General features: G+C 60.7%; 13 protein-coding genes. 4 read left to right on the plus strand and 9 right to left on the minus strand.

The features are described 5' to 3' along the window. Positions 1-183 precede the first annotated feature (183 nt). The 3 genes from HMPREF2526_RS02395 to HMPREF2526_RS02405 form a co-directional block, all read right to left on the minus strand. Positions 184-435 carry a hypothetical protein gene (locus HMPREF2526_RS02395; RefSeq protein WP_046648585.1) on the minus strand — a complete coding sequence of 84 codons (252 nt, stop codon included), beginning with the start codon at positions 433-435 and terminating at the stop codon, positions 184-186. Positions 436-480: 45 nt separating this feature from the next. Next, entirely contained in the window at positions 481-885 is a 405-nt protein-coding gene (locus HMPREF2526_RS02400; RefSeq protein WP_070545618.1) for a hypothetical protein, read from the minus strand. Between the two features lie 288 nt (positions 886-1173). Next, positions 1174-2034, minus strand: a complete 861-nt coding sequence (locus tag HMPREF2526_RS02405) for a peptidylprolyl isomerase (protein WP_070545621.1) — start codon at positions 2032-2034, stop codon at positions 1174-1176. A 106-nt stretch (positions 2035-2140) separates the two neighbouring features. Between HMPREF2526_RS02405 and tpx the strand changes: the two genes are divergently transcribed. Genes tpx through hisS form a run of 3 tightly spaced genes read left to right on the plus strand, consistent with a single transcriptional unit; the run spans position 2141 to position 4565 of the window. After that, positions 2141-2638: a thiol peroxidase gene (gene tpx / locus HMPREF2526_RS02410; RefSeq protein ID WP_046648579.1), complete on the plus strand. Its 498-nt coding sequence runs from the start codon at positions 2141-2143 to the stop codon at positions 2636-2638. After that, a complete protein-coding gene (locus HMPREF2526_RS02415; protein WP_046648577.1) occupies positions 2638-3282 on the plus strand; it encodes an MBL fold metallo-hydrolase in 645 nt (214 codons plus the stop codon). Before tpx ends, HMPREF2526_RS02415 begins: the two co-directional genes overlap by 1 nt. A gap of 5 nt (positions 3283-3287) precedes the next feature. Then, complete coding sequence (hisS, locus tag HMPREF2526_RS02420; protein WP_070545625.1) at positions 3288-4565, plus strand: histidine--tRNA ligase; 1278 nt, start codon at positions 3288-3290, stop codon at positions 4563-4565. On the opposite strand, the gene HMPREF2526_RS02425 is transcribed toward hisS, so the two are convergent. The 6 genes from HMPREF2526_RS02425 to HMPREF2526_RS02450 all read right to left on the minus strand — a co-directional run bounded on the left by HMPREF2526_RS02425 (position 4562) and on the right by HMPREF2526_RS02450 (position 11556). Continuing rightward, positions 4562-5971, minus strand: coding sequence for an L-serine ammonia-lyase (locus tag HMPREF2526_RS02425; protein WP_070545628.1), 1410 nt, complete (start codon positions 5969-5971; stop codon positions 4562-4564). The genes hisS and HMPREF2526_RS02425 overlap by 4 nt on opposite strands. A 73-nt stretch (positions 5972-6044) precedes the next feature. Then, the gene (locus HMPREF2526_RS02430; RefSeq protein WP_070545631.1) at positions 6045-6722 is read right to left on the minus strand and encodes an FMN reductase; all 678 of its coding nucleotides are present in this window, start codon (positions 6720-6722) and stop codon (positions 6045-6047) included. After that, the gene (locus tag HMPREF2526_RS02435; RefSeq protein WP_070545634.1) at positions 6723-7829 is read right to left on the minus strand and encodes an LLM class flavin-dependent oxidoreductase; all 1107 of its coding nucleotides are present in this window, start codon (positions 7827-7829) and stop codon (positions 6723-6725) included. 45 nt (positions 7830-7874) lie between these two features. Next, positions 7875-8597, minus strand: coding sequence for a CBS domain-containing protein (locus tag HMPREF2526_RS02440; protein ID WP_070545636.1), 723 nt, complete (start codon positions 8595-8597; stop codon positions 7875-7877). 138 nt (positions 8598-8735) lie between these two features. Then, positions 8736-10325 carry an inorganic phosphate transporter gene (locus HMPREF2526_RS02445; RefSeq protein WP_198525934.1) on the minus strand — a complete coding sequence of 530 codons (1590 nt, stop codon included), beginning with the start codon at positions 10323-10325 and terminating at the stop codon, positions 8736-8738. A gap of 337 nt (positions 10326-10662) precedes the next feature. Continuing rightward, the gene (locus tag HMPREF2526_RS02450) at positions 10663-11556 is read right to left on the minus strand and encodes a KPN_02809 family neutral zinc metallopeptidase (RefSeq protein ID WP_049154573.1); all 894 of its coding nucleotides are present in this window, start codon (positions 11554-11556) and stop codon (positions 10663-10665) included. A 233-nt stretch (positions 11557-11789) separates the two neighbouring features. On the opposite strand from HMPREF2526_RS02450, the gene aspS reads away from it, so the two are divergent. Beyond that, positions 11790-13610, plus strand: a complete 1821-nt coding sequence (gene aspS / locus HMPREF2526_RS02455) for an aspartate--tRNA ligase (protein ID WP_049154574.1) — start codon at positions 11790-11792, stop codon at positions 13608-13610. Positions 13611-13648 lie beyond the last annotated feature (38 nt).

Here is a 13648-nt window from a genome sequence, read left to right on the forward strand (position 1 = left end):
TATTCAAGTGATGCATCCACCACTTGAAACCGCCCGGGGCGGGAGGGAAAACTTTGGCAACTAAGGCAGCATCAGGGCAGCAGTGTCTAGGGCAGTAACGGTCAAACGGGGGATGGCCAGCCCGCAAAACGAAAAGTCTCCTCCGGCGCGTTGAGCGCGGGAGGAGACTTACGTGCTTGCGGCTTAGTTGCCAGCGAGCTTGTCGCCGAGACGCAATGCGTCATCCATGGCGCCGATGATGGAGGTGATAACCTTGATCCACTCGCGGATCTCCTTCGGGCTGACGTTGCCCTCATCGTCGGAGGAGAGAGCGAAGAATGCAGCGGAGGAGCTATCGTTCTCGACCGGAGCAGCGGAAGCAACAGCGGTGCCGGAGAAGGTGATGGTTGCAGCGGTAGCAACGGCAACGAGGGACTTACGGGAGAAGAACTTCATGGTGGAGTGTCCTAATCTTTGGAGAGGGTGGAAAGAGAAACCGAATTACTTCGCGTTAGGAGCGAAGTTCTTCTGGTAGAAGGCGAAGACGGTGCCCAGAGCGCCGATGATGGCGGTGAAGACTGCGATCCAGTCGCGGATCTCAGACGGCTTCATGTCGGTGATGGAGGAACCCTCAGAGTCGTTGGAGGAGGAAGAAGAGGACTCCTCTTCCTTCTCCTTGTCGTTCTCGGACTCGGAGTTGTCGGTCTCCTTGTTGTTGTCCGTGTTGGACTCGGAGTTGTCGGTCTCCTTGTCGTTGTCCGTGGTGGTCTCGGAGTCTGCGGACTCGTTGGTTACGACTGCGGTGTCCTCAGCGGTGTCCTCAGCGGAAGCAACGGACACGCCGGACAGGGAAACGGTTGCAGCGGTAGCGGCAGCAACAAGGGCCTTACGGGAGAAGAACTTCATTCTCGTTCCTTAAGATCTCGGGAATTTCAAAGACCTCACAGATGCTACTGAGACATTGTGCGATTTGCAAGAGATTTGGCAATTAGTTGGTGAGTCTGTGTATCTGCTGGCCGCCGTATGTGAGCTGGGGATATTAAACAGAGGTGCCTGTGGTGGGTGAGTGGTTTGCCAAATGAACTGCTCAAGGCTAAGAAATTCTTAGTACCGGGCGGGGTGGGGCGGAGTGGTAAAGAAATAGCCCCGCTCGCTGAACGCGAGTGGGGCTAGTCACCGTAAAGGGGGTAAAACTTATCCCTCGATGGTTGCCTTGGTGATGCGCACCTCTTCGGCGGGCTCTCCGTCAGACTGTCCATCCTTGACACCCTTAGCAGCGATAGCGTCGATGGTCTTCTGACCCTTCTCCGTCAAATCACCAAAGTAGGTGTAGGAGGGAGGAAGCGTCGAGTCCTTGTAGTTAATGAAGAACTGCGAACCGTTGGTATCTTCGCCGGCGTTGGCCATCGCGATGGAGCCCTTCGGGTACAGGGCAGGCTGTGCCTTGGCGGCATCGTCAGACTCATCGGTGGGGTACTCGTTGGCAAACTGGAAGCCTGGTCCACCGGCGCCCTGGCCGGTCGGGTCGCCACACTGAAGAACGAAGATGCCGCCATCGGTCATGCGGTGGCACACGGTGTCGTCATAGTACTTGGCCGAAATCATGTCCGTGATTGCGTTGACGGTACACGGAGCTAGGGAGCGGTCGAGGGTCATCTCGATGTCGCCCTGCTTGGTGGCGAAGTTGACGGTCACCTCACCCTTGGCTGGAATGTCCTTGCCGTTAGGCGTAGGCACCTCACGGGAGGCGTCACCTGCTTCTGGGTATTCACACGTTACGGTGTCACCCAGCGGTGTGGCACGCTTGCCGGTCAAAGGCTCGGCGGTGGGGGCTTCGGTTGTGGTCTCCGCGGCCGAGCTCTCCTCGGCCTGAATCTCCTCTTCCTCCGACGAGCGGGTAGCCAAGAACCAGATTCCGCCGACGAGGGCAATAATGACGACGGCTGCCATCACAACAACGCCAAGTGGGCGGCTCTTCTGTTTGCGGTCGCGGGACTTCAGCTCGCGATCGAGCTGGTTGAGCGCATCATCCAAGCGCTGGCTGTTAGTAGACACCTACGTTTCCTCCACTGTGGTGGTTCACAACTTTCGACTCACCTATCTTAACCGCACCGTCCTACACCGTGGCACGACGCCCCGCGCGTCAGTACGCTTGGGTGCCATGGCTACAACGAATTTTCAGAATGAACCCGTCGAAACCAACGCCGAGCTGCCCAAGGTAGGTGAGGCCCTGCCGGACTTCACCCTTGTCGGTACCGATCTGGCAGAGCTGACCAAGGCAGACTTCGCTGGCAAGCGCCTAGTTGTTTCATGCTTCCCTTCCGTAGACACTGGTGTGTGCGCGGCGCAGCTGCGCAAGTTCAACGAGGAGGCGGCTGGACTGGAGAACACTGTTGTTCTTTCCGTCTCCCGCGACCTGCCGTTCGCGCAGGAGCGTTTCTGTGCGGCCGAGGGCATTGAGAATGTCGTCAGCGCCTCTGACTTCCGCTCTGATTTCGCGGATAAGCTGGGCCTCGTGTTGGAGGGCTCCCCGCTCAAGGGCCTGTTCGCCCGCGCCGTCATCGTCACCGACGAGGACCACAAGGTGACCTACACCGAGCTGGTTCCGGAGGTCACGACTGAGCCGGACTACGACGCAGCTTTGGCAGCCCTCAAGTAATGAGCGCTCCCGAAATCTACGGTTTCGCCGCCGGGCCCTATAAAACCAACACTTATGTGGTGGCTAACGGATCCCGGGCGTTCATCGTGGACCCAGGGATGCACACGCGCGAGAAGCTCGAGCAGCTCGCGCGTGAGAAGTCCTTGGAGTTTGAGGCCGTCGTGCTCACTCACGGTCACATTGACCACACACGAGATGCTGCCGAGTTCGATCTACCGGTCTACATCCACCCGGATGACGCGTTCATGCTCGTGGATGGCTCCGGTGTGTCTCCCGAATCGCAGATGCTCTTTGCTGCCGCCTCCATGAAGCAGGTAGCGGACCGCCGCGACTTGATCGGTGGAGAAACGTTGAATCTGGTTGGCCTTGAGCTCAAGCTGCTCCATGCACCAGGTCACTCGCCCGGATGCGTCATTCTCGTGGCTGAGGGGGTTGCCCTAACGGGCGACGTGCTGTTTAAGGGCTCCATCGGGCGCACCGACTTGCCGCACTCCGACCACGCCGCGATGCAGCGTTCCTTGCGCGGCCCGGTGTGGGGCCTCGATGACTCCCTCGCTATCTTGCCGGGCCATGGCCCGACCACGACTATGCGTCGTGAACGCGCGACTAATCCGTTTCTACGCGCAGCGGGGGATGTACTCTAAAGGGCGTGAGTGATAAGAAGCAGTTCAAAGCCCTGTCCGCGCCTAAAGGTGTGCCGGACTACGTCCCGCCGCAATCGGCCATCTTTGCCAAGGTGCGCGACACCTTCGTGCACCAGGCACACCTGTCCGGCTTCCAACACATCGAACTCCCAATCTTCGAGGACACCTCGTTGTTCGCCCGCGGAGTGGGGGAGTCCACGGATGTCGTGTCCAAGGAAATGTACACCTTTGCCGATCGTGGCGATCGTTCCGTGACACTGCGCCCAGAAGGCACCGCTGGTGTCATGCGTGCGGTCATTGAACACAACCTCGACCGCGGCCAACTGCCGGTCAAGCTGAACTACTATGGTCCTTTCTTCCGCTACGAGCGCCCGCAGGCGGGCCGCTATCGCCAGCTGCAGCAGGTCGGAGTGGAGGCCATCGGCGTGGATGATCCGGCGCTGGACGCAGAGATCATTGCCTTGGCGGATCGCTCCTACCGCAGCCTGGGACTGAGCCAGTTCCGCCTCGAGCTTACGAGCTTGGGAGACCACGAGTGCCGCCCCGCTTATCGTGAGAAGCTGCAGGAGTTCCTGTTCAAGCTCGACTTGGATGAGGAAACCAAGGCCCGCGCGGAGCTGAACCCCTTGCGCGTTCTCGATGACAAGCGCCCGGAGGTCCAGGAGCAGCTTGTCGACGCCCCCCTCATGCTCGACCACCTCAACGCCGAATGCCGCGAGCACTTCGAGACGGTCACCGGCCTGCTCGATGACATGGGCGTGTCCTACACCATCAACCCGCGCATGGTCCGCGGCCTCGACTATTACACGAAGACCTGTTTCGAATTCGTCCACGATGGTCTAGGCGCGCAGTCTGGCATTGGTGGCGGCGGCCGTTATGACGGCCTCATGGCCCAGCTCGGCGGGCAGGAGCTGTCCGGCATCGGCTATGGCCTCGGCGTGGACCGCACGGTTTTGGCCCTGGAAGCCGAGGGCGTGGAGCTCGATGACGTCGACGAGCGTGTGGCCGTCTACGGCGTGGCCTTGGGCGCTGCAGCAAAAAAGAAAATGGTCAGCATCATTAATGACTTGCGCAAGGCCGGTATTTCCGCGGACATGTCCTTCGGTGACCGCGGCCTCAAAGGCGCGATGAAGGGCGCGGACCGCGCCAACGCGCGTTTCGCCCTCGTCCTCGGTGACCAAGAGCTAGAGTCTGGCACCGTGGCGCTCAAGGATCTGCGCGCGCACGAGCAGCACGACGTCCCCGTGGGGGACGTCGTCAAGCAGCTTCGTCAGCTGGTCTAGCACTCCACCTGGGAGACGGTGAAGCCCATCGTCTTCGCTAGACCACCGAGCGAGGTCTCCTTGTACTTGGAGAGCATGTCGCGCCCCGTTTCGGCCATCGTGCGCACCGCGTTATCGAGGGTAACGTGGTGCGTTCCCTCGCCCATGCGGGCCAGGCGTGCGGCGTTAATGGACTTGACGGCACCGATGGCGTTGCGCTCGATGCAGGGAATCTGCACGAGGCCGCCGACCGGGTCGCAGGTCAAGCCGAGGTTGTGCTCAAGCGCGATCTCGGCAGCATTCTCTACCTGTGCCGGAGTTCCCCCAAGCAGTTCGGCCATGCCGGCCGCAGCCATAGAGGAGGCGGAGCCTACCTCACCCTGACAGCCCACCTCGGCGCCTGAAATGGAGGCATTGGACTTGATGATGATGCCAACGGCACCCGCGGTCAGCAGGTAGCGGCGGGCATCGGCGCGCGTGAAGTCCGCCATGAAGTCGCGGGCATAATGGAGCACTGCCGGGATGATGCCACAAGCACCATTCGTCGGCGCCGTGATGACGCGGCCGCCGGCGGCATTCTGCTCGTTGACGGCGAGCGCGTAGAGGTTTACCCACTCCATCGCAGAGAAGCCACAGGATTCGTCGTCCTGCTTGGCCAACAACTGTTGGTACATCTGCGGCGCGCGGCGGTTGACGCGCAGGCCACCAGGCAAGATTCCCTTGGTGGAGATTCCCTCGGTCACGCATTCGCGCATAATGTCCCACACAAGGTCGAGGTGTTGGTAGACGTAGTCGAGACCGCCCTCGTCGCGGTGAAGCACAGCCTCGTTTGCCGCAACGATCTCCCAAATGGCCATGTCATTGGCAGCGCACAGGTGAAGCAGGTGCTCACCCGATTGGAACTCATAAGGAACGGTGTCCTCAGCAGTCGCCGCGGCGACACCTGCTGGAACGCCGGAGTCGGTTTGAAGCTGGGCATCAAACTCCTCGCGGGACAGGATGAACCCGCCACCGACGGAGAAATACTCCGCGTTCTCGGCGAGGATGGAGCCGTCTTTGTCCCAAGCAGTGAAAATGAGGCAGTTCGGGTGCTCGGGCACCGGCTCGTTGTTGAATTCGATGCTGTAGTCCACCTCACCTGCTGGGCCGCTGATGCTGCCCTCGGTGGGGATGAAGGCATCTGCGCGTGGCTCAGCATCGAGCGGAACGGAGAGCGGATCCCACCCGGCGAGGCCTAGAATGACGGCCCGGTCCGTAGCGTGTCCACGGCCGGTAGCGGACAAAGAGCCACGCAGTTCGATGTGGACCTTTGCCGGGTGTTGCTCAAGGGTCTCGAGGAAGGCCTTAGCAGCACGCATCGGGCCCACGGTGTGGGAGGAGGAGGGACCGATACCGATCGAGAAGATGTCGGTCACGCTAATTGTCATGGGGGGTTAAACCTCCTTAGAAGCGTTAGATAAGTTACGCCTTACGATAGTACCGAGCGCCCCCAGTAGTTGCTTAGCCCGGTTGGCCGTCGTGGCGGGACAGGAGTTCGCGGAATCCCCCTGAGCCCGAATCAGGTGCCTTCCCGGTAAAACCCTGGTGCGTGTTGCGCGGTTCGCCGAGAGAGCCGGCAAGGCCAGCTACGCGGTCGAGCGGGCGCACCATGAGGTCTGCGAGCTCGCCCGTGGCGCGCTCGATGCGCTTTTCATTGCGCGCGCCCTCAGCAGTGCCAAAGTCCTCCGTGGCCTGGAAGATCCCGGTGGGGACCACCGTGGCATGCAGGTAATTGAGTAGTGGGCGCAGGGCATAATCCAACACTAGGGCGTGACGGCTGGAGCCGCCCGTGGCCGCGATGAGGGTAGGAAGCCCCTCCAAGGAATGCGGCTCCAAGGTGTCGAAGAACATCTTGAACAGTCCCGAGTAACTGCCCTGGAACACGGGACTGACCGCGATGAGGCCGTCGGCATCCAGCACCGCGGACTGAGCCGCGTTAAGGCGGGGCGTGGGCGAAACCCAGTTCGTCATTGCTTCAGCTAGCTCGCTCGCGAGGTCCCGGAGCTCCACGACGGTGATGTCGGTGCCTTCGCCCCGCGCGGTGACGTGGGCGGAGGTGGCGGCCGAGAGGGCGTCGGCAAGCGCGCGCGTCGAGGACGGCGATGACAACCCGGCCGTAACGACAACGAGTGACCGCATCTACTTCTCCTCTCCAGGATTGACCAACGCGTGTGGCTCATAACTACCGAGCGTGGCGTGCGTTGGTGGGTCAGAAGGTACATGATCCGGGCGGCGCTCCTCAAAGCGGCGGCGCAGCTCAGGGACGACCTGCGTCCCTAGAATCTCAATCTGCTCCAGCACCACCTCTTGCGGGAGGCCGGCATGATCGATAAGGAAGAGCTGGCGCTGATAGTCGCCCACCCAGTCGGCGAACTGCAGGGTTCGTTCTACCACCTGCTCCACCGTGCCTACCGTCAGCGGGGTTTGTGCGGTGAATTCTTCCAAGGAAGGGCCGTGGCCGTAGACCGGAGCGTTGTCGAAGTAGGGGCGGAAGAAATCCTTCGCCTCCTGCTCGGTAGACCCGATGAAGACGTGCCCGCCGAGGCCCACGATGGCCTGATCCGCGCGACCATGACCGTAGGATTCGTAGCGGGTGCGGTAGAGGTTCACCATTTTCGCGGTGTGTTCCTTGTTCCAGAAGATGTTGTTGTGGAAGAAACCATCACCGTAATAGGCCGCCTGCTCAGCGATCTGCGGGGAGCGGATGGATCCGTGCCACACAAAGGGCGGGATACCGTCAAGCGGCGCCGGTGTGGAGGTGAATCCCTGCAGTGGGGTGCGGAACTTTCCTTGCCAGGACACGACAGGTTCGCGCCAGAGGCGGCGCAACAGGTGATAGTTCTCCACCGCCAGAGGGATGCCTTCGCGGATATCTTTGCCAAACCACGGGTAAACCGGACCGGTGTTACCGCGGCCCAGCATGAGATCGATGTGCCCGTCAGCCAGGTGCTGGAGAAAAGCGTAGTCCTCTGCAAGCCGGACGGGGTCGTTGGTGGTGATCAGCGTGGTGGCAGTGGAGAGGTGCAGGTTCTTCGTCTGCGCCGCGATGTAGGCCAGATGGGTGGTGGGTGCGGACGGGACGAAGGGTGGGTTGTGGTGCTCGCCGGTGGCGAAGACGTCGAGGCCCACCTCCTCTGCCTTGAGGGCGATTTCTGTCATAGCGCGGATGCGCTCGGCCTCGGTGGGGGTGCGACCGGTGGTGGGATCTTGCGTGACATCACCGATGCTAAAGACTCTAAATTGCATGCCATACTCCTCTCTGTGACATGTCAACAAAGTTTAGCCGGGTAATTATTCCCACTCAAGGGCGTCGACCAAGACTGCAAGATCCGCTGGCGTTGCGATGGCGAGCGGGCGCTGCGAAGGCTTGCCCTGCTCGGTAAGGAGAACCGCACTAGGATGCGTGCCGTCCGCCGCGGGTTCGGTGAGGGCATCGATGACCTCTTGCGCACTGGCGTTGCGGGGAAGGAACTCGGCCCTGTCCTTCTTCTCTGCAAACTCTAGAACGGCGCTAATCGACGCCGCGTTGACCACACCATCGTCTCCCAAATCTGCTGCGACCCAGCGGGCGATGACATTGGTCGTGAGGAGGGCTTGGTAAGCGCCGGAATCATAAATCGGGATCTGCGAATAGCCGGTCCTATTAATGAGCCGGAGAGCCTCCATGATCGGGGTATCGGGGCCAAGTGTGGTGACCTCACGGTTGGCGAGTAAGGACTGTGCCGTGGGCGGATCTGTAAGAAGCCGCTGGAGGTTCTCTAGCTGCGCCAGCACCTGTGGGTGCGGGGTAGCGATGGGCTCGCCGTCGAAATAGCGGCCGTGGGCGATGGCGTTGCGCAGATTACCTAAGTCCTTGAGCTGCTCTGCCTGGCGCTTGCTGAGCAGGTGTTTGTCGTGTGCGCGGTCGACAATCCACCAGAAGGAGTCGGAGTTCTTGGCCCCGACGGCCTGGCGGAGAAACTGCTCAATGTCGTTGAATGCGGAAAAGAATCTGGCCAGGGAGTTATCGCTCATGCCGTCCCAGTGTACGGGTGCTCTCAAACCCCAGTGGTCGCTGGTGGACAGAGAAAACAAAGAAGCCGCGAGTATCCCGAGGCGGCAGGAGACTCGCGGCGACTGGGTACGATGCCCTGTGCGCGTGTTGTGTTGAGACTAGAACACGACGCGCAGGATGGAGACCGTCACAGCTGCGATGGCAGCGGCGGCTGGGAGAGTGATGACCCATGCGAGGGCGATGGGCTTCATCAGGTTCCAGTTAGCAGCGCGGTTGACGATGCCGACGCCAAGGACAGCACCGATGAGGATGTGCGTCGAGGAAACCGGGAGGCCTAGGAGGGAGGCTGCCATGACAACGGCAGCGGCAGCCAGCTCAGCGGCGAAACCGGAGGAGGGGTGCATCTGGGTCAGGCCGGAACCGACGGTCTGGATAACGAAGCGGCCGATGAACCACAGGCCAGAAACGAGGGCAATGCCCATAGCCACCATGACCGGCAGCGGGACGGTGACTTCGTCAGAAATCCGGTTGGTCTGCAGGACATCGAAGACGGCGGCGAAGGGGCCGATGGCGTTGGCGATGTCGTTCGAGCCGTGCGAGAACGCGAAGGCGGAGGCGGTGAAGACCTGCATCCAAGAGAAGAGGAGGAAGGTGGAGCGGGACAGGGACTTCTTCTTCAGAGAGCGGGCGAAGATGAAGACGGCCATCCAGACCACGGCACCTACCATGCCCATGACAAGGAGGTTCTCAAGTGTGGAGAAGTCAACGCCGGTGTTCTTGAGGCCCTTGAAGAGCATCATCGCGGAGATGATAACAGCGCCCAATGCTGCCAGCAGCGGGACCCAGTTCTCTAGTGCGCGGTGCGCGTTGACGTCCTCGAGATCCTTGTTGAGGTTGTGCAAATCTCGGTAGTAGTCGGACTCGAGCGCCTCTGGATCGTAATCATCTTCCGCGGTGAGGGCGGCATCACGGGCCATGGCGTTGGTGTAGGAAATCTGCTGCAGCTCGTTCATGCGCTCGAAGCGGGTCTTGTGCTCCTTGCGCAGCTCAGCGCGGCGAACCTTGATGTCGCGCAGACGCTCGTCTGCGGCGTCGTTGTAGACGAGGATGGAAGCCTTAATCCACCTAAACAGCAGGTAAGCGGCAACACCGCCAAGAACTGGTGAAAGTACCCAGGAGAAAGCAATGGTGCCAATGCCGCCCCACTGCACCATGTCCATTCCGCCCTTGCCGGTGACGAAGCCGACGGTCAGCGCGGCGCCGACGATACCGCCGACGATGGAGTGGGTCGTAGAAACCGGCCAGCCCATGCGGGTAGCGACGAGCAGCCAGATGGCAGCGCCGAGCAGCGACGCCATCATGATGTAGACGAACTCCATGGGGTCGAGCCCGTCAATGGCGTCGAGGTCCACAATGCCGGAGCGGACGGTGTCGGTAACCTCGCCGCCGGCGAGGATCGCGCCGGATACCTCAAAAACCGCCGCAACAGCGAGGGCCTGCTTCATAGAGAGGGTTCCCGCACCCACGGAGGTACCGAAAGAGTTGGCGACGTCATTGCCACCAATGTTGAAGGCCATGAATACGGCGAAGATGATCGCGGTAACAAGGACGATCTTGTTAGCGCCCTCAGCAACCTCTCCGTTGCCCCAAATGATGAAGAGGACAAGAGTAACAGCGGTGATGGCGCCGAAGAACAAGTGCCAAATCCAGTCCTTGTTCTTACCATTCATCGTTTCGAGATCAGGCATCGTCGGCGTGGCGGTGCTCAAAACGTCGTTCCTTTCATGAAGAGAACGCTGCGTGATGAGGAAGCGCGGGCTGCCGCGGGCAAGGTAAAAGCGTCAATAATGATGGGGATTAACGTACCTGCTGCGGTGCAGGTGATGACATCACGCACAGTTCTTTTATGTTTTTAAAGACAGAGCGGATCCCACCACGAACCGGCGGGAACTTGATCAGGGTAAAGCATCAAGATTGCCGGCAGGTAAACGCCTCATGTATTTGAATTTAATCTGCACATTTTGTGGCACATTTGGGGGTGGTGTGGCCTTTCGGTGGACACACCAACATTTTTGACGCTCGGTATTAAGACTTATATACGCCTCGACCCAAAGTGTCGCACTGCTCCATCTTTCCGCTGTTATATCCGGCGAGGAAGGATTGTGCTCGGTCCTCAGAGGAGCCGTGTGTCCAGGTATCGGGGCGTACCTCGCCGCCAGAGCGGCGCTGGATGTTGTCGTCGCCCACGGCGCGGGCAGTGTTGACGGCGTCGGTGACCTGCTGTTCGGTGATCGTTTCGAGCAAAGCATCCTCACCCTTGTCGGCGTAGTGTGCCCACAGTCCGGCATAGCAATCCGCTTGCAGCTCAATCTTCACTGCGTTGGAGTCCTCGCCGGGTTCGTTGTAATTGGACAAGCTGAGTGTGCCCTCTAGCTTCTGAATGTGGTGGCCAAATTCGTGGGCGACGATATACATCTGTGCCAGAGGTGCATTATCCCCACCGAAGTTGCGGAGCTGATCGAAGAACGCGGTGTCGAAATAGGCGGACTCATCGGCCGGGCAGTAGAACGGCCCGGTGGCGCCGGAGGCTTGGCCACAGCCGGACATAGTGGTGTTGTTAAAGATGACGCGGCCGGGTTCGACGTACTCGATGCCTGCCTGATCCGGCAGCTGCTGGGCCCAGACCTTGTCGACGGACTGGGCGGCGAACATGACGCGGCAGTCGTCGTACTTATTGCCGTCCTCGGCAGTTTGGCAGTGTGCGAAGGCATCCTCTCCGCTTTCCTCTGGGCCGACCTGGGTTTGGTCGGGCTGAGGGCTGCTTTCGGTGATGTCACCAAGATCGCCGCCAAGCAAGAGATAGAGGCCAATGAGGAGGAGGGAGCCAATGCCGCCGCCGGTAGCGATCATGCCGCCGCGGCCCCCGCCGCCGGAGCTTGCTCGCTTGCCATCAAAGTTGGCGCCAGATTTGAAAGTCATGGTCCAGATTTTGCCATATGCGGGCGGTGATGTGCGTGTGATGAGGGGAGCTGCGTCAAGCGGGGGTACCAGTGCTCGACGTTCGGCGGCGCTCGGTGTTTACCCCAGCGCTGAGCAAGTCTGGTGCGGGCGGTAGACTTGGGCCGTTCAAGTTCTTGCATCCCTCGGCGCGTGCTGTCTACGCGTGGCGTGTGTGGGTGCGAGCGTCAACGATGAGAAGGGATTGAACGAGAGTGCTGCGTACACATTTGGCAGGCGAACTGCGCAAAGAGATGGCGGGGGAGACCGTCACCCTGACGGGTTGGGTGGCGCGCCGTCGCGACCACGGCGGTGTTATCTTCATTGACCTGCGTGATCGCTCCGGCGTTGCCCAGGTGGTTTTCCGTGAATCCGAGGTGGCTGAGCGCGCCCACGATCTGCGCTCCGAGTACTGCGTTAAGGTCACCGGCGTGGTGGAGCCCCGTCCAGAGGGTTCCGCTAACGCGAACCTGGCCTCCGGTGAGATTGAGGTCAACGTTACGGATCTGGAAGTGCTCAACAAGTCTGCAGCGCTGCCATTCCAGATCGATGATCCTTCTTCCTCCGGTGAGGTCGGCGAAGAGACTCGTCTGAAGTACCGCTACCTCGATCTGCGTCGGGAGCGCCAGCACGAGGCTCTGCGCCTGCGCTCGGCAGCTAACCGCGCCGCTCGCCAGGTCCTGGATAGCCATGATTTCACTGAAATCGAAACCCCGACCCTGACCCGTTCCACCCCGGAGGGCGCTCGTGACTTCCTCGTGCCCGCCCGCCTCAAGCCGGGCAGCTGGTACGCACTCCCGCAGTCGCCGCAGCTGTTTAAGCAGCTGCTCATGGTGGCCGGCATGGAGCGTTACTACCAAATCGCTCGCTGCTACCGCGATGAGGACTTCCGCGCGGACCGTCAGCCGGAGTTTACACAGCTCGACGTCGAGATGTCCTTCGTTGATCAGGACGATGTGATCGCTCTCGCGGAAGAAATCATCTCCGCCCTGTGGAAGCTCATCGGCTACGAGATCAAGACACCGATTCCGCGCATGACCTACGCAGACGCTATGAAGTACTACGGTTCCGATAAGCCGGACCTGCGCTTCGACATCAAGATCGTGGAATGCACCGAGTTCTTCAAGGACACCACTTTCCGCGTGTTCCAGAACGAGTACGTTGGCGCCGTCGTCATGGAAGGCGGAGCTTCCCAGCCGCGCCGTCAGTTCGATGCGTGGCAGGAATGGGCAAAGCAGCGCGGTGCGAAGGGCCTGGCTTACATCACCATCGCTGAGGACGGCACCTTGGGCGGCCCAGTGGCCAAGAACATTACTGATGCCGAGCGCGAGGGCATTGCTGAGCACGTCGGCGCCAAGCCGGGTGACGCCATCTTCTTCGCGGCTGGTGACACCAAGTCTTCTCGCGCTCTTCTGGGTGCAGCACGCGGCGAGATTGCAAAGAAGCTGGATCTCATCAAGGACGGCGACTGGGCCTTCACCTGGGTTGTGGACGCACCACTGTTCGAGCCTGCCGCTGATGCCACCGCCTCCGGCGACGTGGCTCTGGGCCACTCCAAGTGGACTGCGGTACACCACGCCTTCACTTCGCCGAAGCCGGAGTATCTGGACAACTTCGACGAGAACCCGGGTGAGGCGCTGGCCTACGCCTACGACATCGTCTGCAACGGCAACGAGATCGGCGGCGGATCTATCCGTATCCACGACCAGGACGTGCAGAAGCGTGTCTTCGACGTTATGGGCATCGGTGAGGAAGAAGCACAGGAAAAGTTCGGCTTCCTGCTCGACGCTTTCCAGTTTGGTGCCCCGCCGCACGGTGGTATCGCGTTCGGTTGGGACCGCATTGTCTCCCTGCTGGGCGGTTTCGACTCCATTCGTGACGTCATCGCCTTCCCGAAGTCCGGTGGCGGCGTGGATCCATTGACCGATGCTCCGGGCACCATTCCTGCCGAGCAGCGCAAGGAGACCGGCGTGGATTTCAAGCCGGAGAAGGCAGCCAAGGCCGCTCAGGGCGACAAGGCAGGGAAGGAGTCCTAGGTCGCTCAACTCGGTGATGTAGTTGGGCCTTCGATATG

Origin of the sequence: Corynebacterium sp. HMSC070E08 (genome assembly GCF_001808895.1) — a bacterium.
Lineage (GTDB): Bacteria > Actinomycetota > Actinomycetes > Mycobacteriales > Mycobacteriaceae > Corynebacterium > Corynebacterium hiratae.

Excerpts from the sequence above, each read along its gene's own strand:
- HMPREF2526_RS02430 (WP_070545631.1), bottom strand. The coding sequence starts at position 6,722 with ATGCGGTCACTCGTTGTCGTTACGGCCGGGTTGTCATCGCCGTCCTCG.
- HMPREF2526_RS02425 (WP_070545628.1), bottom strand. The coding sequence starts at position 5,971 with ATGACAATTAGCGTGACCGACATCTTCTCGATCGGTATCGGTCCCTCC.
- HMPREF2526_RS02440 (WP_070545636.1), bottom strand. The coding sequence starts at position 8,597 with ATGAGCGATAACTCCCTGGCCAGATTCTTTTCCGCATTCAACGACATT.
- HMPREF2526_RS02435 (WP_070545634.1), bottom strand. The coding sequence starts at position 7,829 with ATGCAATTTAGAGTCTTTAGCATCGGTGATGTCACGCAAGATCCCACC.
- HMPREF2526_RS02415 (WP_046648577.1), top strand. The coding sequence starts at position 2,638 with ATGAGCGCTCCCGAAATCTACGGTTTCGCCGCCGGGCCCTATAAAACC.
- HMPREF2526_RS02445 (WP_198525934.1), bottom strand. The coding sequence starts at position 10,325 with ATGCCTGATCTCGAAACGATGAATGGTAAGAACAAGGACTGGATTTGG.
- tpx (WP_046648579.1), top strand. The coding sequence starts at position 2,141 with ATGGCTACAACGAATTTTCAGAATGAACCCGTCGAAACCAACGCCGAG.
- HMPREF2526_RS02395 (WP_046648585.1), bottom strand. The coding sequence starts at position 435 with ATGAAGTTCTTCTCCCGTAAGTCCCTCGTTGCCGTTGCTACCGCTGCA.
- HMPREF2526_RS02400 (WP_070545618.1), bottom strand. The coding sequence starts at position 885 with ATGAAGTTCTTCTCCCGTAAGGCCCTTGTTGCTGCCGCTACCGCTGCA.
- HMPREF2526_RS02450 (WP_049154573.1), bottom strand. The coding sequence starts at position 11,556 with ATGACTTTCAAATCTGGCGCCAACTTTGATGGCAAGCGAGCAAGCTCC.